The sequence below is a fragment of the Pseudoalteromonas sp. T1lg75 genome (assembly GCF_002964705.1).
Lineage (GTDB): Bacteria > Pseudomonadota > Gammaproteobacteria > Enterobacterales > Alteromonadaceae > Pseudoalteromonas.
Genome location: NZ_PQCD01000006.1, coordinates 1 through 22,064 on the forward strand (window position 1 = coordinate 1; position 22,064 = coordinate 22,064).

The window sequence follows — 22,064 nt, forward strand, 5'->3', positions numbered from 1 at the left end:
CCTGCCGTCTCAGTGGGGTCGCATTATAGGGAGATTCGATTTCGACGCAAGCCCTTTTTTAAAGAAAATTGCGAAAAATAGATCGTTTGCGCAAAAATAAAACGAAAGTAGCTGTATTTAACAGTTAAAGATCTGTTTTAGATCCATTTGGTTACATTTAGCTTGTTATATAGAGGTTAGAAGGTAGCTATATAGCTTTATATAGAAGAGAGAAACGTTTTATTTTGGCTATATAAAGAAAAAGCCGAGCATAAGCTCGGCTTTTTATGTCTTTTATAAGACTTACTCTGCAGACTGCGCGTCTTCTTGAACTTCTTCAGTCGCAACTGGGCGATCTACTAGTTCAATGTAAGCCATTGGTGCGTTGTCGCCAGCACGGAAACCACACTTCAAAATACGAGTGTAGCCACCAGGACGGCTTTCGTAGCGAGGACCAATCTCGCTGAACAACTTACCAACAACTTCTTTATCACGCGTGCGAGCAAACGCTAAACGACGGTTTGCAACGCTATCAGTCTTAGCCAGTGTGATTAAAGGTTCAATTACACGGCGCAGCTCTTTCGCTTTAGGCAATGTTGTTTTGATGATTTCGTGCTTCACCAAAGAACCAGCCATATTGCTGAACATCGCTTTGCGATGGCTGCTGTTACGGTTTAATTGACGACCACTCTTACGATGGCGCATGACCCTATCCTTCTAACTAAACTAAATATAGTGATCTAGATTACTCAGCTAGGCTTGCTGGCGGCCAGTTTTCTAGGCGCATGCCTAGAGAAAGACCACGTGATGCAAGCACGTCTTTGATCTCAGTTAGAGACTTCTTACCTAAGTTAGGTGTCTTAAGAAGCTCAACTTCGGTACGCTGTACTAAATCACCGATATATTGAATTTGCTCGGCTTTCAAGCAGTTTGCTGAACGAACTGTTAGCTCAAGATCATCAACTGGACGAAGCAGAATAGGATCGAATTCTGGCTTCTCTTCTTTCTCTTCTGGCTCAGAAACATCACGTAAGTCTACGAATGCTTCTAGTTGCTCAGCAAGAATAGTCGACGCACGGCGGATCGCTTCTTCAGGATCTAAGGTGCCGTTCGTTTCCATATCAATGATTAGCTTGTCTAAGTCAGTACGTTGTTCAACACGTGCTGATTCAACCGAGTACGCAATACGCTCAACCGGACTGAATGATGCATCAAGCAACAGACGGCCGATTGGACGCTCATCGTCTTCAGAGGATACGCGGCTAGACGCTGGTACATAACCACGACCACGCTCAACACGAATACGCATGCTGATCTCGCTGTTATTTGTCGTTAGGTGACAAATTACGTGATCAGGGTTAGCGATTGTTACGTCGCCATCGTGCTGAATATCTGCCGCAGTCACAGGGCCTACACCAGATTTAGTCAGGGTCAGAAAAACTTCATCTTTGCCTTCGATATTTACTGCCAACCCTTTCAGGTTTAGCAGGATTTCAATGATGTCTTCTTGTACGCCTTCTTTCGCGCTGTACTCATGTAAAACGCCATCAATTTCTACCTCGGTAACTGCACATCCAGGCATAGATGACAACAGAATACGACGTAGTGCGTTTCCTAGAGTGTGACCAAAACCACGCTCAAGCGGCTCAAGAACCACTTTTGAACGAGTTGGGTTGATAGCGTCGATATCGACTAACCTTGGTTTTAGGAATTCGGTTACAGAACCCTGCATTTTATCCTCTCTTAACTCTTAACTTTACTTCGAGTAAAGTTCGACGATTAGTTGTTCGTTAATGTCCGCAGACAGATCAGAACGCTCAGGTAGGCGCTTGAAAGTACCTTCCATTTTCTTACCGTCAACTTCAACCCAAGTTGGCTTTTCACGTTGCTCAGCCAATTCTAGAGCTGCTACGATACGCGCTTGTTTCTTCGACTTCTCACGGATTTCTACCTGATCTTCAGGAGTAACGTTGAAAGAAGGAATGTTAACAACACGACCATTAACCATAATCGCTTTGTGGCTTACTAGCTGACGTGCTTCAGCACGTGTGCTTGCAAAACCCATGCGATATACAACATTGTCTAGACGTTGCTCTAGAAGCTGAAGTAGGTTTTCACCTGTGTTGCCTTTAAGGCGAGCAGCTTCTTTGTAGTAGTTACGGAATTGCTTCTCAAGGATGCCGTACATACGACGAACCTTTTGCTTTTCACGTAGCTGTAGACCGTAGTCAGATAGACGACCTTTACGGGCGCCGTGCTGACCTGGTGCGTTCTCTAGCTTACACTTAGAGTCGATAGCTCGTACGCCGCTCTTAAGGAACAGGTCAGTACCTTCACGACGACTTAGCTTGAGCTTAGGGCCCAAATATCTTGCCATGTTCTTTCTCCTAACCTATTGTTATACGCGACGTTTCTTCGGTGGACGACAACCATTATGAGGGATTGGCGTCACGTCAGTGATGTTGGTGATACGGAAACCAGCAGCGTTCAATGCACGTACAGCAGACTCACGGCCTGGACCTGGACCTTTAATGAAAACTTCTAGGTTCTTTAAACCGTATTCTTGAGCAGCAGTACCTGCACGCTCTGCAGCTACCTGAGCAGCGAATGGAGTAGATTTACGTGAACCACGGAAACCTGAACCACCGGCAGTTGCCCATGAAAGTGCATTACCTTGACGGTCTGTAATAGTAACAATAGTGTTGTTGAAAGAAGCATGAACGTGAGCCATACCATCAGCAACTTGTTTTTTTACCTTCTTACGACGAATTGGTGCTTTAGCCATAACTTACCCCACCTTATTTCTTGATAGGCTTGCGAGGACCCTTACGAGTACGCGCGTTAGTCTTAGTACGCTGACCACGTAGTGGTAGCGAACGACGGTGACGTAAGCCACGGAAGCAACCAAGGTCCATAAGACGCTTGATGTTCAAAGTAACTTCACGACGAAGATCACCTTCTACAGTGTACTTGCCAACTTCTTCACGAAGTACGTCAAGTGTTTCGTCAGAAAGTTCACCGATTTTTGTGGTCTCGGCGATACCAGTCGCAGCTAAGATCGCCTTAGCGCGAGTTTTACCTACACCATAAATTGAAGTTAAACCAATAACCGCATGTTTATGATCAGGAACGTTAATGCCAGCTATACGGGCCACTAACACATCTCCTATTTTAAAGTTTGGTAATCATCTTCTTGAAAAGCCCGTAAGGATACTCAAGCGATAACCAAACCAATATGAAAAACACAGGCCGAGTAGGATACTCAGCCTGCATGACTGTTTAATTAGCCTTGCCTTTGCTTGTGCTTAGGCTCACTGCAGATCACACGTACTACACCAGCACGCTTGATTACTTTGCAGTTACGGCAGATTTTCTTAACGGAAGCACGTACTTTCATTACTCAACTCCGTAAACCAACCTTAGCGGCCGTAGCCTTTAAGGTTTGCTTTTTTCAGCACAGAATCATACTGATGTGACATCAGATGGGTCTGTACTTGTGCCATAAAGTCCATGATCACAACAACGATAATCAAAATTGATGTACCGCCGAAGTAGAATGGCGTTTGCCATGCCATGGTCATAAACTCGGGCACCAGACAGATAAAGGTAATATACAAGGCACCTGCCAATGTCAGGCGTGTCATTACTTTATCAATGTATTTCGATGTCTGCTCACCTGGACGAATACCTGGAATAAATGCACCAGACTTTTTCAGGTTATCTGCAGTTTCACGCGGGTTGAACACCAACGCAGTATAGAAAAAGCAGAAAAAGATAATAGCCGCTGCCAAGACCATCGCATACAGAGGCTGACCTGGGGTCAACGCTGTTGAGATAGCTTGTAACACGTCAGCTACAGGACCTTCACCCTGGCCGAACCAGCTTGCAATTGTACCAGGGAACAGAATGATACTACTAGCAAAGATTGGTGGAATAACCCCAGCCATGTTCACTTTTAACGGCAAATGAGTGCTTTGAGCAGCGTACACTTGACGACCTTGTTGGCGCTTCGCGTAGTTAACGACGATACGACGTTGACCACGTTCGAAGAATACCACCAAGTAAGTAACGGCAAAGACGATTACCGCAATCAATACAAGTACCAAAATGTTCAATTCACCTTGGCGCGCCATTTCGGCTGTCGAACCAATAGCAGACGGCAGGTTAGCTACGATACCAACAAAAATCAGTACTGAGATACCGTTACCGATACCACGTTCTGTAATTTGTTCGCCCAACCACATGAGGAACATACAGCCGGTTACTAAGCTCACCACAGCGGTGAAATAGAAACCAAAGCCAGGGTTAACAACTAACCCTTCCATCATGTTCGGTAAGCCGGTGGCAATACCGATTGATTGGAATGTAGCAAGCACGAGCGTACCATAACGCGTGTACTGGCTAATTTTCTTACGCCCAGCCTCACCCTCTTTTTTCAGCTCTATCATCGCAGGATGTATGTGCGTTAATAGTTGCATGATAATCGAGGCCGAGATGTACGGCATAATACCCAGTGCAAGCACTGAAGCACGCTCAAGCGCACCACCACTGAACATGTTGAACATCTCAACAATGGTGCCCTTTTGTTGCTCGAAGAATTCGGCAAGTACAGCGGCGTCAATCCCAGGGATCGGCACGAATGAACCTAGACGGTAAATGATGATAGCTCCGAGAACAAATAGTAAACGACGCTTCAACTCCGCAAGCCCACTTTGTGCACTTTGCATATTTTGACCTGGTTTAGCCATAAAGTACTTCCTTACTCTTCTACCTTGCCTCCGGCAGCTTCAATCGCCGCACGAGCACCTTGAGTCACTTTAAGACCTTTAACGGTAACCGCGCGAGAAACTTCGCCAGATTTAACTACTTTAACGAACTGGATGTTCTTCTTAACCAGACCAGCTGCTTGTAACGCGTTTAGATCTACCACATCGCCTTCAACTTTAGCGATTTCGAATAGATTTACTTCAGTAGACGCAAGCGACTTACGTGAAGTGAAACCAAACTTAGGTAGACGACGTTGCATAGGCATTTGACCGCCTTCAAAACCAACGCGTACTTTACCGCCTGAACGTGATTTCTGACCTTTGTGACCACGGCCACCAGTTTTACCTAGACCAGAACCAATACCACGACCAAGACGTTTCTTAGGTGTTTTAGAACCCGCAGCAGGAGAAAGTGTATTCAAGTTCATCGAATTACCCCTCAACCTTAACCATGTAAGAAACTTGGTTGATCATACCACGTACTGAAGGCGTATCTTCTAGCTCTACAGTGTGGTTGATGCGACGTAAACCAAGGCCACGTAATGTAGCTTTATGCTTCGGTAAACGACCGATAGAGCTACGTACTTGAGTTACTTTTACTGTGTTTGCCATGGTGTCTTACCCCAAAATCTCATCAACGCTAAGACCACGTTTCGCAGCAACTGCTTCTGGAGACTTCATGTTCTCAAGAGCAGCGATTGTTGCGCGTACAACGTTGATCGGGTTAGTCGAACCGTAAGCCTTTGATAATACGTTCTGTACACCAGCTACTTCTAGTACTGCACGCATCGCACCACCGGCGATGATACCTGTACCTTCAGATGCAGGCTGCATGTACACTTTAGAACCAGCGTGACGACCCTTGATAGGGTGCTGAAGTGTATTACCTTTAAGGTCTACGTTGATCATGTTGCGACGTGCTTTTTCCATTGCTTTTTGAATAGCAGCAGGAACTTCACGTGCTTTACCATAACCAAAACCTACTTTACCTGCGCCGTCACCAACTACTGTTAGTGCAGTGAAGCTAAAGATACGACCACCTTTAACCACTTTAGACACACGGTTTACCGCGATTAGCTTTTCAGCCAAATCAGGCTGTTGTTGCTTTGCTTCTACGTTAGCCATTGTCTACTCCTAGAATTGCAAACCGGCTTCACGCGCTGCATCAGCAAGCGCCTTCACACGGCCGTGATATTTAAAGCCACTGCGGTCAAAAGCGATGCTTGCGCTAACGCCTTTTTCAGCCGCACGTTCGGCAACTGCTTTACCCACTGCTTGCGCAGCTTCGATGTTGCCTGTGCCTTTAACTGTTTCAGCAATTGCTTTTTCAACAGTAGAAGCAGCAGCCAGTACAGTACCCTCAGCGCTAATTACCTGAGCGTAAATGTGACGTGGCGTGCGGTGGATAACAAGACGAGTTTTGCCTTGTTCAATAAAATTTCTACGGGTGCGCTTAGCACGACGTAGACGAGCTGTTTTCTTATCCATCGTCTTACCTTACTTCTTCTTAGCCTCTTTACGACGCACGTGTTCGTCAGCATAACGTACACCTTTACCTTTATAAGGCTCTGGCTCACGGTATGAACGAATGTTCGCAGCAGTTTGACCAACTAGCTGCTTGTCTGCGCCCTTAACAACGATCTCAGTTTGACTTGGAGCTTCAATAGTGACGCCCGCTGGGATCTCGAAGTTTACTGGGTGTGAGAAACCTAGAGTTAGATCTAGTACGTTACCCTTTACCGCAGCACGGTAACCAACACCTACAAGCTGTAGCTTCTTCTCGTAACCGTCGTTCACACCAACAATCATGTTGTTGATAAGTGCACGAGCAGTACCAGCTTGAGCCCAAGCGTTAGCAACGCCTTCAACTGGGGTCGTTTTGATTACGTTTTCTTCGAATGAAACTTCAACAGCCTCGTGGATCGTACGGCTAAGTTCACCGTTCTTACCTTTAACTGTGATGTCCTGGCCTTTTAGCGTGATTTCTACACCGGCAGGAACATTAATAGGTGCCTTTGCTATACGCGACATAGTCCCCTCCGATTACGCTACAAAGCCAATGATTTCACCGCCAACGCCAGCACTACGTGCGGCACGGTCAGTCATTAGGCCTTTAGAAGTTGATACGATAGCGATACCTAGACCACCCATTACCTTTGGTAATTCGTCACGCTTCTTATAGATGCGTAGACCAGGGCGGCTAACACGCTGGATGTTTTCGATTACAGCTTTGCCTTCGAAGTACTTAAGTTCGATAGCAAGCTCAGGCTTAGCACCTTCAGTTACAGAGTAACCAGATACATAACCTTCGTCAGTTAGCACTTTAGCAACTGCTACTTTCAGCTTTGAAGATGGCATTGAAACAGAAACCTTCTTCGCAGTCTGGCCGTTACGGATACGTGTGAACAAATCCGCAATAGGATCTTGCAAGCTCATTGTCTTACTCCCGTGATTCTATTACCAACTAGCCTTTTTAAGGCCAGGAACTTCACCGCGCATAGCAGCTTCGCGTAACTTGATACGGCTTAGGCCGAACTTACGAAGATAACCATGTGGGCGGCCCGTGATGTTACAACGATTACGTTGACGTGCAGGGCTAGAATCACGCGGTAGACTCTGAAGCTTCAGAACCGCGTCCCAACGCTCTTCATCTGATGAATTAACATCGCTGATGATAGCTTTAAGAGCTGCACGCTTTTCAGCGTACTGTGCTACTAACTTAGTGCGCTTTGCTTCGCGCGCTTTCATTGAATTCTTTGCCATAACCCTACCCTTATTTCTTGAATGGGAAGTTAAACGCTTCTAACAACGCACGGCCTTCATCATTCGTTTTCGCAGAAGTTGTGATAGTGATATCAAGACCACGAACGCGATCTACTTTATCATAATCAATTTCTGGGAAGATGATTTGCTCACGTACGCCCATGCTGTAGTTACCGCGACCGTCAAAAGACTTAGCGCTTACACCACGGAAATCGCGAATACGCGGGATAGCGATTGAAACCAAACGCTCAAAAAAGTCCCACATACGCTCGCCACGTAGGGTTACTTTACAACCAATTGGGTAACCTTCACGAATCTTAAAGCCTGCAACTGACTTGCGAGCTTTAGTGATTAGAGGCTTCTGACCAGAGATTGCTTCTAGATCAGCAACAGCGTTTTCTAGAATTTTCTTGTCAGCTAGGGCTTCGCCCACACCCATGTTTAATGTGATCTTTTCGATCTGAGGGACTTGCATGACAGAGCTGTAACCAAACTTCTGTTGAAGTTCTGCTACTACTTTGTCTTTATATACTTCATGCAGTTTCGCCATCTTCTACTCCAACTATTAAATAGTTTTACCAGTAGATTTGAAGATACGCACTTTCTTGCCATCTTCAAACTTGAAACCCACACGATCTGCTTTACCCGTTTCCGAGTTGTAGATCGCAACGTTTGATACGTCGATAGACGCTTCTTTCTCAACAATACCGCCAGCTTGGTTCAACTGAGGAACAGGCTTTTGGTGCTTCTTGATAAGGTTTACGCCTTCAACAAATACTCGACCAGTTTCAGTTACAACTGAAAGCACTTTACCGCGCTTACCTTTGTCTTTACCGGCTAGTACGATTACTTCGTCATCACGACGGATTTTTGCTGCCATGATCGACTCCTTATAGTACTTCTGGTGCTAGTGAAACGATCTTCATGAACTTTTCAGTACGAAGTTCACGAGTCACAGGGCCGAAGATACGAGTTCCGATTGGCTGTAGGTTATCGTTAAGGATAACTGCAGCATTGCTATCGAAACGGATCAAAGAACCGTCTGGACGACGAACGCCTTTTTTGGTACGCACAACAACAGCGTTTTTAACATCACCTTTTTTAACTTTGCCGCGTGGAATCGCTTCCTTCACAGCAACTTTAATGATGTCACCAACCGATGCGTAACGACGGTGTGAACCGCCAAGGACTTTAATACACTGCACTTTGCGAGCGCCGCTGTTATCAGCAACGTCCAGCTGAGTTTGCATTTGGATCATTTTAGATGCTCCGGTGTAGTTACAAACAGCCTAAATTTCTTTAAAAATTAAGGCATTAAATATCGTTTCCGCTCAAATATCAGGCAACTTTAAGGTCACACGACGTCTGAGGGCGGGCAATTGTATCAGTAATGACGCACAAAAGGTAGGCTAATTTTTAATTAATTTCCCGGCCAAGGGGCTGTATCTACACGCATATTCACCTGCGGAAAAGACCCTTATACCGGCCACTTTCTTGTTGTTGTCATCGAATTGCACCAAGGTTCAATTGGTTACAAAACAAACAGGGCGCTTAATGCGCCCTGTTGCTGAATATTGATATGGGGTCAATTAACCACCAAACAAGCCTTTGAGTTTATCTTTTACCTTGTCTTTAACTTTTTCTTTGGCTTCTTCTTTGGCCGCGTCGGCCACGTCTAGCTTAATGCCGACATCATGGAAGGGGCCCTTGATACGCATCGGAATTTTAAAGCCGGTGCTCTCGTCCGTGGTACCCTGGCCTTCGATGGAATCTACAATACCGGTAACCAAACGATAATTCACCTTGGTCGCCGGTAAGTCCACCTCACCTTCACCCGTGATACGAATAAGCGGGCTCTGCAAAGACAAGTCCGAGTTGGTTCCCACACCATTGGTAAACGTCATGCTGCCGGTGAGGGCGGTAAAGTCGGTTTTTTGCGACTCGTCATAGCCGGTATTTAAACCATCGGCCAGCGCTGCGGTATTACCCTTGATCAATTCCTTGGCTTTACGCACCAGCTCGGCCACATTGGCGCCTTTAACCGCACCGTCGGCAAAATTAAAGCTCAGTTTACCGGCTAGGGCATTCACAAAGTCTTTTTGACTTTGACCGCGTGTGCTCAACTGCCAATCAAGAGAGCCCTTACCCATCAGCTTATCGAACTTGGCCGCATCGGTCAGTAATGGCTCGGCATCGATACCGGCCAGGCTAAAGTTAGTATTGAGCTGATAGGGCGCCTGCTTGGCGTTAAGCATTACAGTGCCCTTACCCTGACCTTCATAGGCCACGAACTTATCCATGCTTAAATTCGCCACGGCATTTTGCAGTTTCAGCGTGAACTGGTTTTCACCTAGGGTAATATCCCGCGCCTTTAAGCCGCTTGAGCGCACAACCACGTTGGCATCCAGGCTGTTTAATGCCGATAGGTCCATCTTGGTATCATCCCAAACAATGGGCTCGGCCTTGGCATCGCCCTTGGCATCATCGGCCGGCTTTTCGGCAGGAGTCTCTGTCGGCTCGGGAAGATAAGGGTTTAAGTCCAGCATGCCCAGATCTACATTGGCATTGACCGCCAAACGCTCACCCAGGTTAATGGTGCTCATCCCTTCAATGGCAAGCTCATCCAGCTTGGCCACAAGTTTATTAATGGTGAAGGATTGTCCTTGCAATTGCATGGCGCCATCGACGCTAAAGGCATTAAAGGCTTTATCCTTGGCATTAAGGTCAACGCCCTGCCACTTGGCGATGTCTTTGACCGAATCACCATCAAGGTGCAAGGTACCGCTAATATTTTGACCCTGCTCGGCGATTTGTCCCTTGAATTCAACATTAACCAGTTTAGAGTCAACCGATTTGGTTACCGCAAATGGCCGCCCTTCAATGGCCTTAATGGGGTTATCGACCACCACATCCAGGTTAAAGCGTTGCGTCATATAGGTAATGCCGCCCTTCAGCTCAAGCGGTTTACGCAATGATTCCAACAATACCGCCAGTTCCAGATCAGATATTTGCTGCTTGGCGCCGGTTTGACCATCAAGGTAGGTAAATTGACCGCCATAGATGGCCACCTCACCAAGTTCGACATCAAAGCTTTCGGGAAGCGTAATCTGCCCAGACTTCGTTTGCTCTGGTTGCTGCTCGGCCACCTTGTCGAACAACTGCCAGTTGCCCTTGCCTTGTGCATTGGTCTCCAGCAAGATATCCGGCTCGCGAATAACGAATTTATCCAACTTCACCTCACCGGAGAAGAGTGAGCTCCAGGGGATATGCACATCAAGCTGCTTCATGGTCGCCATATTGGCGCGCGAGCCGTCGGCCATATTACTGAAGCTGACATCATTGAGCTCCAGGCGCAGCGACGGGAAAATCGCTAAGTCTTTATCGCCGGCTATGGTCAGAGTACGGCCAGTGGTTTTCTCCACCTCTTCGGACACCTTAGTGAAAATGGCATCGACGGGGATAAAAAATGGAATCGCGATCAACAAGCCGATGATCACAACAATAATAATACCTAATACCTTGGCAAGGGTTTTCATGCTTAACCTCGTCCTTTTTAGAAAACACTATTTGGTTTATCGCCTTTTAGCATAACCTATTGGCTATAAAAGTGTAATTGTAGTCAAGATGGATGAATATATGATGATAGCTGCGGGTATTCTACTTACCAGCGATACCCTAGTTGCAAGCCAATACCATCAACCCCTGGGTTCGGCGGCTCAATCCCACCGTTAGAGGTATGCTGGTAGCGCAGTGCCGTAAACACATTACTCTGAGCAATGAAGTAGGTGTAACTGAGACTGGATGTAAAATGCCAGCGACTGCCTACGTAGTGAGCGTAATAATAATTACCATCTATATAGGTTGGGGAGAATTCAAAAGTTAACCGCGTTTGCTGCCCTTGCCACAGATGCCAATAAGCACCTGCTGAAAAATAGGGGACATCATCAAACTCATTCCAACCATAATACTTATCTAAGCCATTAAACTCGCCATAAGTGACAGCAACGCCGTCAAACCAGGTAAAAGATGGCTCGGTATCTAAGCTGTATGAAATGGCCCTTATGCGATCATCATCATTCGCACCTAGGGTATAACCCAAGTAAACCGCCAACTCATCGGCAACTGCCTGCGGACTATAAACTTGGGTTAATAAAGCAAACGTGGATAAGAAAAGAGTTGAGGCTAGCTTTGCCAGAAAGTTGTTAACCGCGGCCATGAGCATAAGGCTTCTGCACACCATGTATTAAAATAGTTATTCAATGAACAAGCATAGCGCAGTTGCTATCTACAGGAAACACAAAGAAAAAACATCAACCGATAGCCTTTCATTGAATAGTATAAAAAATCAGGGCTCCATTCCTTCGTTACTCATGTTCAGTCACCAACGAACAAGGTCGAAATAATTACACAAATGTCAATATTGCAACAAAACTCAATCTCAGTATGATGCACAGCCCCGTTATTGACGGGCTGTAATGTATCAAGCGGAGCTGTAGTACCTAGCATGAAGAAGTTGCTTATCTCGCCATCAAAAATGGCGCTGGCAGAACAAGAAAGTCAGATTTATCAGAATATCCTCAAACAGGCGGCGGACATCAGTCTTAACCTGATGGCGGTAAAAGTAGAGAACCACCCTGAAGACTTTCTCGGCTGGGCCTACGAGCTGCTTGATGTGGTCACCGAGCGCCTCAACTTCGATTTACTAGAGCCAACGCAACTGCCCACGGTCAAAAAACTACAAGCCCAGCTAAAGGACGCGATTAGCTTTTTACAGCTAAAAACCCTGCGCATCGCCCCTTGGCCGGTGATCTGTGCATATCTGGAGCAGCATAAGGAACGCGTACTGTTAGATGAGCACCTAAGTTTAGCCGAGCATATCGCCAGCATTAAAGAGACGCCGTTACAGGAAATGAGTAAGGAAGATCGCCTTACCTTTGTCGGCAAGCACACCGCCGCTCATGACCCTGCGGTTTATCGCTTTGATGTGGAGTTCTTCGCCGGCACCAAAAACAACAAGGCCTTTGCGCAAATTCTTGATGATCAACCGCAGGCGGTCGAGGCAGCCCTGGCGCATATCCCACTTACCGACGAAGTCAGCCTTGAGCATTACCAGGCCTTTGTGCTTGCTTATCTGCAACTTTTTACTGGCAGCGACGACAAGCCAACCCTCGCTCCGGCCACCCGCCTATTGGCCATGCGCCGTCCCGATGTGTTCACGCCCATTACCAATGCCAAAAGTGATACCCTATGCGCAGCATTGAATGTGACCAGGTTGAATAACCGCGATTTCGAACGCTACTGGCAAGATATCGTTAGCACCCTGGCCCGTCAGCCCTGGTTCGCCATGGCGCAAGGGGATAATGAGCAGGAACAGCGCCTGGTCGATATTAAGGCCCTGCTTCCGTGCCTGTTCTACTACTTCGATAAAAACGCCATGGAGCAATCCAACTACTTTAAGCTGTTACACAAGCCTAAGGCGAGCCCGGCCAGCGCCAACAGCACGGCGAGAAAGCGCTCAAAAGAGTCGGCGGCCCTGCTGGTTGACCGCGCCCTGGCCGAAGAAGGCATGCCCGAGCATATTCGCGCAAAGCGTGATTCTATTATCAGTGAAGTGGAAAAAGGTCGCAGTGTGGCGGATACCATTAGCTTGATGCGGGCTATTTTTGGGTAACAGTTAGTAATTGTCGCGTTGGCGACGACAACCAAAGAGGGAGTGATTCGACTCCCTCTTTGGAAACTCCGCGAACCCGTGATTCGCTAATGCTTACGAACTCAGGGTTTTGTTAAACGTTCCGCTTTGCTTTCAACATGGTTTAACGAGGTGTCCTACCTCGGTAAACCTAGCTCGATATCCCTATCTCGCTGTCTCAAGCACACTCCACAACAAAAGCCGATTTCTCCAGCGCGAATCAAAACGGGAAATCGATGCCTGTGAATTTTGAGATTTCCGATAGGACGCTAAGTACCATTAGCGGACGGTGAACGCCGCAAATAAACGGCAAAAATTAGTTGGCTAAAATTTGTGAGGTACGAACAAAGCCAACTGATTTTTGTCCGCACTTTTAATTTGTCTTGTTATGTACAATATGGCGCAACTCTTTGAGTTTCTTTTTATCGGATTCCCAAATTTGGAATGAGCCTGTACAAACAGAAATCAAATTCTCAATTGAACCCTCATTCGGAATGCTGACATAGTATTTTTTACCTGCCATTATTGGCATACCACAAGAGCCAATAGATCTAATTGTATTAATTGGCTCTCTAGATGCTTTTAGAGTTTCTAATGTTTTAAATTTAGCTTCAAGCAATGTCACTTGACCACCAGAACCAAATATATTATCAGGGATTTCTTTAACCTTAGTCTCAACAACGTAAACAATCATTATGGCTTTTGACGAGTCAATTGCGTCTTCTGGACTAAGTCCATCGCATCTGCAAGCTGAAGCTATTTGTGAAAAAAACAGAGTTAAAATAGCTACCACAAGTTTGATTTTCACCGCACTATCCCTTTGTACATAACAATTTAATATCGAGCGATTGGGTCGTTTTTCTGCCGCAATCTGTCTCGTTTTTGTCCTATGACCATTGATAACAGATTTAGTAAGTGCATACCAGCATTGAAGTTACGCTACATTGCTCTAAACGTGGACACGACAAAAACGACCCATTGGGTCGTTTTCCTGACTATGGGAGAAACTCAACGATTATGGATGTATACACTGTGATTTCGGTTGAAGGATGAGCATCAGCTATTCGCTCTAATCGAACTTACAGTTTGCGTTAACCTAAATTGAAACACAGATGTATCAGCTAAATCCCGATAAAATTCGCGCTTTCGATCTCGGCTTTTGCTGCGAAGCGTGGCTAAGACAGCGAGGCATGGCTGAAAGCGGAAACAAGAGAGTGAATAATTTCACTCTCGCCGCCTGAAGGCAAAGAGATCTGCGATAAGCGGGGGCGACGAGTGACCGAAGCACCGCTTCGCAGCGCAAGGAGGTGGAGGCATGTATGCCGTAACTTCTTCACGAACAGGAACCCAGCTTCATGGACGAATTACTTGCATCCAAATTAATCACTCCCTCTTTGGGCGCCGTCCCCGGCCTTTCACTGGCTCAAGGCGTTCGCTTGCTAAAAATAGTCCACCGGACTATTTTCTTAACGCGCTCACCCACCGCGACACGATCTTAATTTAACAACCAATACCACCAGCAACACAAAACCAAACTAGAACCTCTATGCATCACTATTGGTTAAAATGAGTGCAAAAGCATAATATATGCACCACCTGAGTGCATCTGCACTTCCCCGCCCACCGACCAACACAGTTCTAAAAACCAACAAACATCTGAAAAATAGTAACTTTTAAAAAATATTCCGTTATTGGCACAAGCCTTGCTAACTAAGTATTCAACACAGCGTTACTACAGGAATGAGAAAATGAACAAAAAGAAATACGCGTCGGTGCTGGCTTTGTTGGCACTGTCCCTCACCCCGCTGGCCAGCCAGGCGGAAGTCACCGCCAACGTCGCCGCCAGTTCTAACTATTATTGGCGCGGTATTACCCAGTCGGATGATGGGGCAGCGGTATCCGGTGGCATCGACTACGCCTCCGACACCGGCTTTTATGCCGGCACCTGGCTGTCTAATATCGATTTCGGCGATGCCGCCAGCACCAGCTATGAAATGGACTTGTACGCAGGCTTCGCCGGTTCGGTCGACGACATAGGCTACGATGTCGGCTATATCTATTACGCCTATCCGGATGCCGAGGGAGATATTGGTTTTGGTGAGATCTATGGATCGGTGAGCTGGCAATGGCTCAGCGCCGGTGCCAGTTACCTGGTCAATGCCGAAGGCGATGCCACCGACGAAGAAGACATGCTCTACCTTGAGCTCAACGCCAGCTTTACCATTTTAAAAGATACCGAACTGGCGCTTCACTTCGGCCATTCCAGCGGCGATACCGTGGAGGAATGGTACGGTGAAGACGACAGTTACATAGATTATGGCGTCAGTATCAGCAAGTCGGGTTTTACCTTTGGCCTGCTGCAAACCGACCTGGACGCGGATGACGATTTAAAAGCGTATGTTTCATACAGCTTAGACTTTGAGCTTTAAGCTTAAAGTCATACCCTCTTATTGTTGCTGCAAACCGGGGCCGTAAGGCCCTTTATCTTTGCTGCACCATAAGGAGCTAGGGCACCGCATGCCCTGTCGAGGCTTCCCAGATACGGTACCACTGTTCTCGGGTAAGACTTAACTTTTGTGCATCCACCGCACTTCGTACACGATCAATATTGCCGGTACCCAAAACCACCGCCGGATTACTAGGATGTGTAAGCAACCAGGCATACACCACCTGATCTAGGCTAGTCGCCCCCACTTCCTCACCAATAGTCGCTAAACACGCTTGTAGCCTGAGAGCCTTTGCATCATCCTCTGCGAACAAGCGCCCACCCGCCAATGGCGACCAAAGCATAGGATTTTGGCGCAATTGCTGACACTGATCCAAGGTGCCATTATCCAGGGCCTGCATATTATAGGGTGAAAGTTCGACCTGATTGGTGATCAGGGGGAAATCTAGACGAGACTGTAACAAGGCAAACTGACTGGTCGTGAAGTTAGACACACCAAAGTGCAGCACATCTCCTTGCTGCTTGAGTTGTGTAAAGGCCTCGGCTACTTCATCGGCAGCCATTAAATAATCTGGACGATGGATCAATAAACAATCAAGACGGTCGGTACCGAAATTACGCAAAGACTGCTGGGCACTGGCCACTATGTGTTCGCGGCTAGAGTTGTAATGATTAACCTGCCCCGGAACCGCTTTTTCACCCTGTTGCAGCACGATGCCGCACTTGGTAATTATCTTGATCTGCTCTCTGATGGCCGGTTGTAATTTCAACACCTTGCCGAAGGCGACTTCACACTGGTAATGGCCATAAATGTCGGCGTGATCCGTGTCTGTGATCCCTAAATCGATGCATTGCTGCAAAAAAGAGAGGTTTTCCTGCTCGCTGCGCTGCCAATCCAGCATACGCCAAAAGCCCATTACCAAGGGAGAGAGGAGTCGGGAGGTCATACTTTGCATCCTAGAAAATTTTTGCCACTATAACATGGCCTGTCCACCGCGTTTCAAGGGCGTACCTACTTTGCCTAGCTTGTATCTATTACTCCTGCTTCTCTATTTACAATGGCAACAAGCCGTGCTGCCGGAGCAGGTTAACAACACGGCTGTTAGTGCTAATTCGCCAGCGCATTGTGCCCAGCTACTGGCACAGCCATCGGCACAGCCTCCTACTTTAGCGCAGCAGGTCATCCCCGCAGACATCAAGGTGCTGAGTTGGAACATTTATAAGGCGAGTCATCCGCAGCTGCTTCCCGACTTGCAACAGCTGGCAAAACAGGCAAACGTGCTGTTATTGCAAGAGGCCTATGACGATCCCATGTTTGATGCCCTCAAGCCTTATGCTCGTTTTTCACCGGGATACAGAAGCTACCGACAACAAACGGGGCTGACCCTGCTCAGTGATTGGGCGCCCCAGTTTCACTGCCGCTTTTATCAACGCGAGCCTTGGCTCAGAACGCCTAAAGCGTCGAGTGTAAGCCGTTATGCCGTAGCCAACGGCACCTCATTACTGGTTCTCAATATGCACGGCATCAACTTTACTCTGGGTATTGCGGAATATCGGGAACAACTCAGCCGTTTAGCCAAATTGGTAAAACTGCACCAGGGGCCGGTAATTTTTGCTGGCGACTTAAACACCTGGAACGATGAGCGCTGGCAGTTAGTGCATCGCACACTGTCTGATTTAGGCATGCGGCGCGTGAGTTTCACGCCGGATCACCGCACAACCGTGTTCGGTTTACCCTTAGATCATATCTGGATAAGAGGCGTGACCCTCACCTCGGCGCAAACGCTGGAGCGCACGAGTTCGGATCACAACCCACTATTGGTATCTGTGCATATCACCACCGAGGAACCCGGCGGTGATAAACAGCATTAGAGTTTCTTGATGTTATTGGCGCTGTCTCTGTCGACCAGCTTCACCAGGGGGTCAACCCCGGCATAGCTGGGCTTCTTGTCCACATACAGCTCCAGGGTATTTTCACCGCTGGTGAGCTGATGCTTTTGCAGATAGATCACCGCGTCCTCGGCACTCAACTTCTCCGGGTCGTCGCTAAACAAGCCAATGTCCACCAGCTGCGCCATGGGCTGCTCGGTTTCATTGCCCTTGCCATCGGCGAATGCCTTCTTAGCCGTTACCGTTAGCGTGACCTTAAACTTGCCATCGGCATCGGCCTGCTCGGCCACTTCCACCTTTTCCACGCCCAGCTCAAACAGGGTAATGCGCTTAAACTGATCATCGATAAAGGCCTGTTCCTGTTCGTCGGCATCCGCTTTGAGGTAAGACAACAAATCCAAGGTGGTCGGATAGGGATCGTCTTTATATTTAAAGGCCTGTAAAAATGCCTTCAACGCCTCATTGGTGCGCTCTACGCCAATGCGATCGGCCACGGCCATCATCACCACAGAACCTTTTAAATAATGCAGGTATTGCTGATTTTCAGAGCGATACAGCGGCATCTCCTCATGGGCTTCACGGGTTCGCCCTTGCAGGTAGCGATCCAGCTCAAACTTTAAGAACTTACGCAGCTTTTGCTCGCCATACTTTTCACGCAGCACCTGAATGGCGCTGTATTGCGACAGGGTTTCGGAAATTACCGCCGAGCCCTGTACATTCGCGGCACCCACCTGATGACCCCACCACTGGTGCGCCACTTCGTGAGCGGTCACATAATAAGGCGCATTAATGTCATCCGGGTCGCGCAGGTCGGTAATAAAGCCGATATTCTCCGAATAAGGCACGGTATTGGCAAAGCTTTGCGCGAACGAGCGATAGCCGGGGAACTCCAAAATACGTAACTGCTTATGCTGGTAAGGGCCAAAGGCCTGAGTAAAGTAGTCGATGGAGTCCTTGGTGGCCTGGATCATGGTATCTATATTCCAGGCATGGTCACGGTGATAGTACACCTCGATATCTATGCCCTTATACTGCTCCTTCTTCACCTCTAGCTGGGCCGACATAATGTTGTAGAAGTGCACCATGGGTGCATCCATCTCATAACGGAAGGTACGGCGTCCACGTTCCTCGTCTACCTCTTCATGTTGCAGGTAACCGGGCGCGATGGCGAACTGATCCAGGCTCGTGCTAATGGTGGCGCTAAATTCGATAAAGCCCACACCCTGACCAAAGAAGCTTTGCTGGTAATAGCGGCTGTCTTTAAGGTCATGGGCGCGCTCCAGTTCTGGCAAGCCGCGCTTACGACGTTCGTTGCGATCGGTTAGCTGGTTATCGGTTTGATAGCCAAATACCGGGAAGAGTGCATAGTTATCGATAAAGGTGCCGTTTTCTACCAGCTGGGTATCAAAGCGACTGTCCTTAAAACCCTGATGTTCACGCACCACGGACATTTCACCCGTGCGCGTTTCACCTGGCTGTAACGGGGTATCAAACTCATACCACCACGAATATAAACCGCTTATTTCCTCACCTAAGCGCCCGCCATCGAGGCTCAGTTGCCACTGCGATGCATATCTCGGTTTAAAGACCAGGAAACGGCTGATGGACTGCTCACTGGTATTGGTAAACTCCACCTCGGCCTTGGCTACCATGCGGCGCTCATGCGGGTAAATATCCGCGGTCACATCCACCTTGGTAATAACGGGAATGGGGGCATCCTTATACTGCACCAGCTGTTGCTCGTACTGGGCGCGCAGGTCATCTAGCTGATCTTCGGTTAGGTAATCGTTCAACACCCGGGTGTTGTGATAAATCCAGCTGCCGCTGGCGACAAAGATCACCAGACCACAGGTCGCGACCAACTTACCCTTATTACCTAAGTGATAACCCAGCAAACGCAGGCGCGATAGAAGCGTCTGCTGCGGACCACGATGCCACAGGCCATAGCCCAGAGCCGCTAGGACCAGGGTCAAGCCCAGCCAGTATAAGTTGTACCAGTGCACTGCGGTTAAGAAGTGACCATAGGTATTCAAATCCGAGTAAGGTGCCGCTGGCGAAGAGGCAAAACGATACATATTATGGCTAAAGCCGTAGTTGCTGAGCACCATGTTCACGGCGTAATAGATGATAAACAGCAGCATGCCCACGTATTTATTCGGGCTGATCACCTGGAAGAAAAACGCCAATATGGTGGTCATCACCAAGGGCACCATGGTCAGGTAACCAAGGCGGAACAAATACTGGCTCAGTTCGATATTAAACTGCCCCTTCACCAACTGATAGGTAATGGTAAAGAGCATACCGGCACCGTAGAGCAGCACCAATACCGTGGTAATAGCCAACAGCTTTGACGCCCAAAACACCAGGTTATGGGTGGGGTAAGAGTCGATAATGTCGCCGAAGTTAGAATTGCGCTCACGCCACACCACCTCGGCACTGTAATACACCAGGATGATGATCATAAACATGCCCATCACCCCCTTGATCAGCGGGATCATCGCCTGGGTCAGCGGCCAGTTTGAGGTGCCATACCATTGACCCGGCACCAATAAGGGCGAAATCAACATAAACAGAGTCAGCGCCGCGAGAATCATAAAGGGCGCGCTAAAGACCACCTGTACTATTTCGAAACGGGTACGTAGTAAGAACTGACTTTTAGTGCTGATCTGCGCCGGGCGCACGGCAATCTTGTTGCTGAGCGCCTGCTGCGCGCGTTTAAGCATGGAAGCGGAAGCCTGCTGCGGCTTTTTATCCTTACCACCGCTCTGATAACCGCCCTTTAGGCCCATGGTGACAAAGAGCACCACGGCAACGCTTAACCAAATCAGGCGGTTATAAAGTACGTTGCCTTCCAAGGCCAAGGTTTGTGTGTCTTTCTCCGCAACCGTCCAGTAGCGAGTGGCATCCATAAAGGCGCCAAAACCGAAGGGGTCGAACAGCGCCGCCCATAAGCGGAATTCCGGTTGCTCGAAAAACACCGACACCACGTTATAACCGATAAAGAGCACCACGGCGGCGATATACACGGCCATCATGGTACGAAAACGCAGTGCCGCCACATGACAGCTTACCGCCATCACCAGGAGGGTGGGCACCGCCAGGATCACAAAGGGCTGCAGGTAATATTGCAGCTTGTTGGGGGCCAGTAACTCAGGGTCTAACCAGCCCATCAAAGAGCCGAACCAGGTACCGAGAAAGATCCCTAGCGGCACAAAGGCAAACACCAGCAAGGTGACACAAAAAGCCCCTAAGAAGCGGCCGAGATGATAACTGCGCTGGGCTATGGGTTTGCTGTACACCAGCTCGGCCATCTGTTCGCTGTCGTTGCGTATGGTTGAGGAGGCGACAAAGTTCACTACGGCAAACAGGGCAAAGATCAGCAGCACCACCATCATCATCAAGATGGTATAGGGACTGTTGGCGTTCACATTGCTGCCGCCTATTTGCACCTTATCGGAAACGGTGGCGAAAAACGCCAGCAAAAAGAACAACAGGCTGGACACATAGAATGATGGCTGGCGCACAAAATAGCGCAGCTCAAAGGTGAGCATTTTTAACAACATAACCCCTCCTTAGGCCGATGCTGCCAGGCGTTGCTGATGTAAGGTCGAGAAGTACACGTCTTCCAGGTTGCTGGCCACGGTCTCAAAGCCTTCCGGGGCTTGCTCGGCAAACACATGCAATATGGTGTTACCAGCAAACAAACGCTTGGAAATAACCGGCAGGTTCTGTTCGAGCTCTTGTGCTTCTTGCTGGGTGACCACTTCTTTACGCCAGATACGGCCGTTAAGCTGTTGCGTCAGGTCGATGGGGTTGCCCTTAAGCAGGATTTCGCCACCGGCCAGTACCGCCATGTTCGGGCACAGCTCACTGACATCATCAACGATATGGGTGGAGAGGATCACCACCTTTTGCTCACCCAGGCTTACCAAGAGGTTATGGAAGCGGTTACGTTCCTCCGGGTCAAGGCCGGCGGTGGGTTCATCGACAATCAACAGATCCGGGTCGCCTAGCAGCGCCTGGGCAATGCCAAAGCGCTGGCGCATACCGCCGGAAAAACCGCTCACCGACTTGGACTTGTGCTGATACAAATTGGTATGGGCAAGCAGACCTTCCACCACCTCTTTACGCTCCTTGGCCTGATCTAAGCCTTTGAGAATGGCTAGGTGATCGAGCAGCTCATAGGCGCTAATACGTGGGTACACACCAAAATCCTGGGGCAGATAACCCAAACGGCGACGAATTTCCTGAGGCTGATTAAGCACGTCGATACCATCGAAGGTGATGCTGCCACTGTCGGCGCTTTGCAATGTCGCAATGGTTCGCATTAGTGACGATTTACCCGCGCCATTAGGGCCCAAAAGACCGAACATTCCCTTGGGGATATCTAAGTCCACGCCCTTTAAAGCCTGTACACCATTGCTGTAGGTTTTGGTAAGACCTTGAATTGTTAGCACCTGATTGTCCTTAAATTAGCTTTATAATTATCAACCTAAAGTTATATCACAGGGCCAATTAGGTACAAAGGTGA

Annotated in this window: 26 protein-coding genes; 3 read left to right on the top strand and 23 right to left on the bottom strand. The window is 48.1% G+C overall.

Annotated elements, in window-relative coordinates:
* Window positions 1–282 precede the first annotated feature (282 nt).
* From rplQ to C2M36_RS02020, 19 genes are all read right to left on the bottom strand, one after another.
* Window positions 283–684 carry a 50S ribosomal protein L17 gene (gene rplQ, locus C2M36_RS01930; protein ID WP_105200316.1) on the bottom strand — a complete coding sequence of 134 codons (402 nt, stop codon included), beginning with the start codon at window positions 682–684 and terminating at the stop codon, window positions 283–285.
* A gap of 40 nt (window positions 685–724) precedes the next feature.
* Entirely contained in the window at window positions 725–1,711 is a 987-nt protein-coding gene (locus tag C2M36_RS01935; protein ID WP_105189428.1) for a DNA-directed RNA polymerase subunit alpha, read from the bottom strand.
* A 24-nt stretch (window positions 1,712–1,735) separates the two neighbouring features.
* On the bottom strand, window positions 1,736–2,356 hold the full coding sequence (gene rpsD / locus C2M36_RS01940; RefSeq protein WP_105253478.1) for a 30S ribosomal protein S4: 621 nt from the start codon (window positions 2,354–2,356) through the stop codon (window positions 1,736–1,738).
* 21 nt (window positions 2,357–2,377) lie between these two features.
* Entirely contained in the window at window positions 2,378–2,764 is a 387-nt protein-coding gene (gene rpsK, locus C2M36_RS01945) for a 30S ribosomal protein S11 (RefSeq protein WP_022943956.1), read from the bottom strand.
* Window positions 2,765–2,777: 13 nt separating this feature from the next.
* Entirely contained in the window at window positions 2,778–3,134 is a 357-nt protein-coding gene (gene rpsM, locus C2M36_RS01950; protein ID WP_105189430.1) for a 30S ribosomal protein S13, read from the bottom strand.
* A 128-nt stretch (window positions 3,135–3,262) separates the two neighbouring features.
* A complete protein-coding gene (rpmJ, locus tag C2M36_RS01955) occupies window positions 3,263–3,376 on the bottom strand; it encodes a 50S ribosomal protein L36 (RefSeq protein ID WP_002959476.1) in 114 nt (37 codons plus the stop codon).
* Window positions 3,377–3,398: 22 nt separating this feature from the next.
* Window positions 3,399–4,727, bottom strand: a complete 1,329-nt coding sequence (secY, locus tag C2M36_RS01960; RefSeq protein WP_105189431.1) for a preprotein translocase subunit SecY — start codon at window positions 4,725–4,727, stop codon at window positions 3,399–3,401.
* An 11-nt stretch (window positions 4,728–4,738) separates the two neighbouring features.
* On the bottom strand, window positions 4,739–5,173 hold the full coding sequence (gene rplO, locus C2M36_RS01965; protein ID WP_105200319.1) for a 50S ribosomal protein L15: 435 nt from the start codon (window positions 5,171–5,173) through the stop codon (window positions 4,739–4,741).
* A gap of 4 nt (window positions 5,174–5,177) precedes the next feature.
* A complete protein-coding gene (rpmD, locus tag C2M36_RS01970) occupies window positions 5,178–5,357 on the bottom strand; it encodes a 50S ribosomal protein L30 (RefSeq protein ID WP_105189433.1) in 180 nt (59 codons plus the stop codon).
* Between the two features lie 6 nt (window positions 5,358–5,363).
* Window positions 5,364–5,870, bottom strand: coding sequence for a 30S ribosomal protein S5 (gene rpsE / locus C2M36_RS01975; protein WP_105189434.1), 507 nt, complete (start codon window positions 5,868–5,870; stop codon window positions 5,364–5,366).
* A 9-nt stretch (window positions 5,871–5,879) separates the two neighbouring features.
* Window positions 5,880–6,233: a 50S ribosomal protein L18 gene (gene rplR, locus C2M36_RS01980; protein WP_105189435.1), complete on the bottom strand. Its 354-nt coding sequence runs from the start codon at window positions 6,231–6,233 to the stop codon at window positions 5,880–5,882.
* A gap of 9 nt (window positions 6,234–6,242) precedes the next feature.
* The gene (gene rplF / locus C2M36_RS01985; RefSeq protein ID WP_105253479.1) at window positions 6,243–6,776 is read right to left on the bottom strand and encodes a 50S ribosomal protein L6; all 534 of its coding nucleotides are present in this window, start codon (window positions 6,774–6,776) and stop codon (window positions 6,243–6,245) included.
* Window positions 6,777–6,788: 12 nt separating this feature from the next.
* Window positions 6,789–7,181, bottom strand: a complete 393-nt coding sequence (gene rpsH, locus C2M36_RS01990; protein ID WP_105189437.1) for a 30S ribosomal protein S8 — start codon at window positions 7,179–7,181, stop codon at window positions 6,789–6,791.
* Window positions 7,182–7,202: 21 nt separating this feature from the next.
* Window positions 7,203–7,508 (bottom strand): 30S ribosomal protein S14, encoded by a 306-nt coding sequence (gene rpsN, locus C2M36_RS01995; protein WP_105189438.1) that lies wholly within the window; start codon window positions 7,506–7,508, stop codon window positions 7,203–7,205.
* Window positions 7,509–7,518: 10 nt separating this feature from the next.
* Complete coding sequence (gene rplE, locus C2M36_RS02000; RefSeq protein ID WP_105189439.1) at window positions 7,519–8,058, bottom strand: 50S ribosomal protein L5; 540 nt, start codon at window positions 8,056–8,058, stop codon at window positions 7,519–7,521.
* A 15-nt stretch (window positions 8,059–8,073) separates the two neighbouring features.
* A complete protein-coding gene (gene rplX / locus C2M36_RS02005) occupies window positions 8,074–8,388 on the bottom strand; it encodes a 50S ribosomal protein L24 (protein WP_105189440.1) in 315 nt (104 codons plus the stop codon).
* A 10-nt stretch (window positions 8,389–8,398) separates the two neighbouring features.
* Complete coding sequence (gene rplN, locus C2M36_RS02010) at window positions 8,399–8,767, bottom strand: 50S ribosomal protein L14 (protein WP_105253480.1); 369 nt, start codon at window positions 8,765–8,767, stop codon at window positions 8,399–8,401.
* Window positions 8,768–9,097: 330 nt separating this feature from the next.
* Entirely contained in the window at window positions 9,098–11,044 is a 1,947-nt protein-coding gene (locus tag C2M36_RS02015; RefSeq protein WP_105253481.1) for an AsmA family protein, read from the bottom strand.
* 125 nt (window positions 11,045–11,169) lie between these two features.
* On the bottom strand, window positions 11,170–11,730 hold the full coding sequence (locus C2M36_RS02020) for an acyloxyacyl hydrolase (protein ID WP_158678838.1): 561 nt from the start codon (window positions 11,728–11,730) through the stop codon (window positions 11,170–11,172).
* Window positions 11,731–12,012: 282 nt separating this feature from the next.
* Here C2M36_RS02020 and C2M36_RS02025 point away from each other — a divergent pair, with 282 nt between their 5' ends.
* The gene (locus tag C2M36_RS02025) at window positions 12,013–13,179 is read left to right on the top strand and encodes a hypothetical protein (RefSeq protein WP_105253483.1); all 1,167 of its coding nucleotides are present in this window, start codon (window positions 12,013–12,015) and stop codon (window positions 13,177–13,179) included.
* A 391-nt stretch (window positions 13,180–13,570) separates the two neighbouring features.
* On the opposite strand, the gene C2M36_RS02030 is transcribed toward C2M36_RS02025, so the two are convergent.
* Window positions 13,571–14,005: a hypothetical protein gene (locus C2M36_RS02030; protein WP_105253484.1), complete on the bottom strand. Its 435-nt coding sequence runs from the start codon at window positions 14,003–14,005 to the stop codon at window positions 13,571–13,573.
* A 940-nt stretch (window positions 14,006–14,945) separates the two neighbouring features.
* On the opposite strand from C2M36_RS02030, the gene C2M36_RS02035 reads away from it, so the two are divergent.
* Window positions 14,946–15,626: a TorF family putative porin gene (locus tag C2M36_RS02035; RefSeq protein WP_105253485.1), complete on the top strand. Its 681-nt coding sequence runs from the start codon at window positions 14,946–14,948 to the stop codon at window positions 15,624–15,626.
* Between the two features lie 76 nt (window positions 15,627–15,702).
* Here the strand turns inward: C2M36_RS02035 and C2M36_RS02040 are convergent, their stop codons facing one another.
* Window positions 15,703–16,590 (bottom strand): aldo/keto reductase, encoded by an 888-nt coding sequence (locus C2M36_RS02040; RefSeq protein ID WP_105253486.1) that lies wholly within the window; start codon window positions 16,588–16,590, stop codon window positions 15,703–15,705.
* Between the two features lie 34 nt (window positions 16,591–16,624).
* Here C2M36_RS02040 and C2M36_RS02045 point away from each other — a divergent pair, with 34 nt between their 5' ends.
* A complete protein-coding gene (locus tag C2M36_RS02045) occupies window positions 16,625–17,515 on the top strand; it encodes an endonuclease/exonuclease/phosphatase family protein (protein WP_105253487.1) in 891 nt (296 codons plus the stop codon).
* Here the strand turns inward: C2M36_RS02045 and C2M36_RS02050 are convergent.
* Both C2M36_RS02050 and C2M36_RS02055 read right to left on the bottom strand, forming a co-directional pair.
* The gene (locus tag C2M36_RS02050) at window positions 17,512–21,096 is read right to left on the bottom strand and encodes an ABC transporter permease/M1 family aminopeptidase (protein WP_105253488.1); all 3,585 of its coding nucleotides are present in this window, start codon (window positions 21,094–21,096) and stop codon (window positions 17,512–17,514) included. The genes C2M36_RS02045 and C2M36_RS02050 overlap by 4 nt on opposite strands.
* Window positions 21,097–21,105: 9 nt before the next feature.
* Window positions 21,106–21,990: an ABC transporter ATP-binding protein gene (locus C2M36_RS02055; protein ID WP_105253489.1), complete on the bottom strand. Its 885-nt coding sequence runs from the start codon at window positions 21,988–21,990 to the stop codon at window positions 21,106–21,108.
* Window positions 21,991–22,064 lie beyond the last annotated feature (74 nt).

Excerpts from the sequence above, each read along its gene's own strand:
- C2M36_RS02050 (WP_105253488.1), bottom strand. The coding sequence starts at position 21,096 with ATGTTGTTAAAAATGCTCACCTTTGAGCTGCGCTATTTTGTGCGCCAG.
- rplQ (WP_105200316.1), bottom strand. The coding sequence starts at position 684 with ATGCGCCATCGTAAGAGTGGTCGTCAATTAAACCGTAACAGCAGCCAT.
- rplE (WP_105189439.1), bottom strand. The coding sequence starts at position 8,058 with ATGGCGAAACTGCATGAAGTATATAAAGACAAAGTAGTAGCAGAACTT.
- secY (WP_105189431.1), bottom strand. The coding sequence starts at position 4,727 with ATGGCTAAACCAGGTCAAAATATGCAAAGTGCACAAAGTGGGCTTGCG.
- rplR (WP_105189435.1), bottom strand. The coding sequence starts at position 6,233 with ATGGATAAGAAAACAGCTCGTCTACGTCGTGCTAAGCGCACCCGTAGA.
- rpmD (WP_105189433.1), bottom strand. The coding sequence starts at position 5,357 with ATGGCAAACACAGTAAAAGTAACTCAAGTACGTAGCTCTATCGGTCGT.
- rplN (WP_105253480.1), bottom strand. The coding sequence starts at position 8,767 with ATGATCCAAATGCAAACTCAGCTGGACGTTGCTGATAACAGCGGCGCT.
- C2M36_RS02035 (WP_105253485.1), top strand. The coding sequence starts at position 14,946 with ATGAACAAAAAGAAATACGCGTCGGTGCTGGCTTTGTTGGCACTGTCC.
- rplF (WP_105253479.1), bottom strand. The coding sequence starts at position 6,776 with ATGTCGCGTATAGCAAAGGCACCTATTAATGTTCCTGCCGGTGTAGAA.
- rpmJ (WP_002959476.1), bottom strand. The coding sequence starts at position 3,376 with ATGAAAGTACGTGCTTCCGTTAAGAAAATCTGCCGTAACTGCAAAGTA.
- rpsE (WP_105189434.1), bottom strand. The coding sequence starts at position 5,870 with ATGGCTAACGTAGAAGCAAAGCAACAACAGCCTGATTTGGCTGAAAAG.
- C2M36_RS02020 (WP_158678838.1), bottom strand. The coding sequence starts at position 11,730 with ATGCTCATGGCCGCGGTTAACAACTTTCTGGCAAAGCTAGCCTCAACT.
- C2M36_RS01935 (WP_105189428.1), bottom strand. The coding sequence starts at position 1,711 with ATGCAGGGTTCTGTAACCGAATTCCTAAAACCAAGGTTAGTCGATATC.
- rpsH (WP_105189437.1), bottom strand. The coding sequence starts at position 7,181 with ATGAGCTTGCAAGATCCTATTGCGGATTTGTTCACACGTATCCGTAAC.
- rpsK (WP_022943956.1), bottom strand. The coding sequence starts at position 2,764 with ATGGCTAAAGCACCAATTCGTCGTAAGAAGGTAAAAAAACAAGTTGCT.
- C2M36_RS02040 (WP_105253486.1), bottom strand. The coding sequence starts at position 16,590 with ATGACCTCCCGACTCCTCTCTCCCTTGGTAATGGGCTTTTGGCGTATG.
- rplX (WP_105189440.1), bottom strand. The coding sequence starts at position 8,388 with ATGGCAGCAAAAATCCGTCGTGATGACGAAGTAATCGTACTAGCCGGT.
- rpsN (WP_105189438.1), bottom strand. The coding sequence starts at position 7,508 with ATGGCAAAGAATTCAATGAAAGCGCGCGAAGCAAAGCGCACTAAGTTA.
- C2M36_RS02015 (WP_105253481.1), bottom strand. The coding sequence starts at position 11,044 with ATGAAAACCCTTGCCAAGGTATTAGGTATTATTATTGTTGTGATCATC.
- C2M36_RS02025 (WP_105253483.1), top strand. The coding sequence starts at position 12,013 with ATGAAGAAGTTGCTTATCTCGCCATCAAAAATGGCGCTGGCAGAACAA.
- rplO (WP_105200319.1), bottom strand. The coding sequence starts at position 5,173 with ATGAACTTGAATACACTTTCTCCTGCTGCGGGTTCTAAAACACCTAAG.
- rpsD (WP_105253478.1), bottom strand. The coding sequence starts at position 2,356 with ATGGCAAGATATTTGGGCCCTAAGCTCAAGCTAAGTCGTCGTGAAGGT.
- C2M36_RS02045 (WP_105253487.1), top strand. The coding sequence starts at position 16,625 with ATGGCCTGTCCACCGCGTTTCAAGGGCGTACCTACTTTGCCTAGCTTG.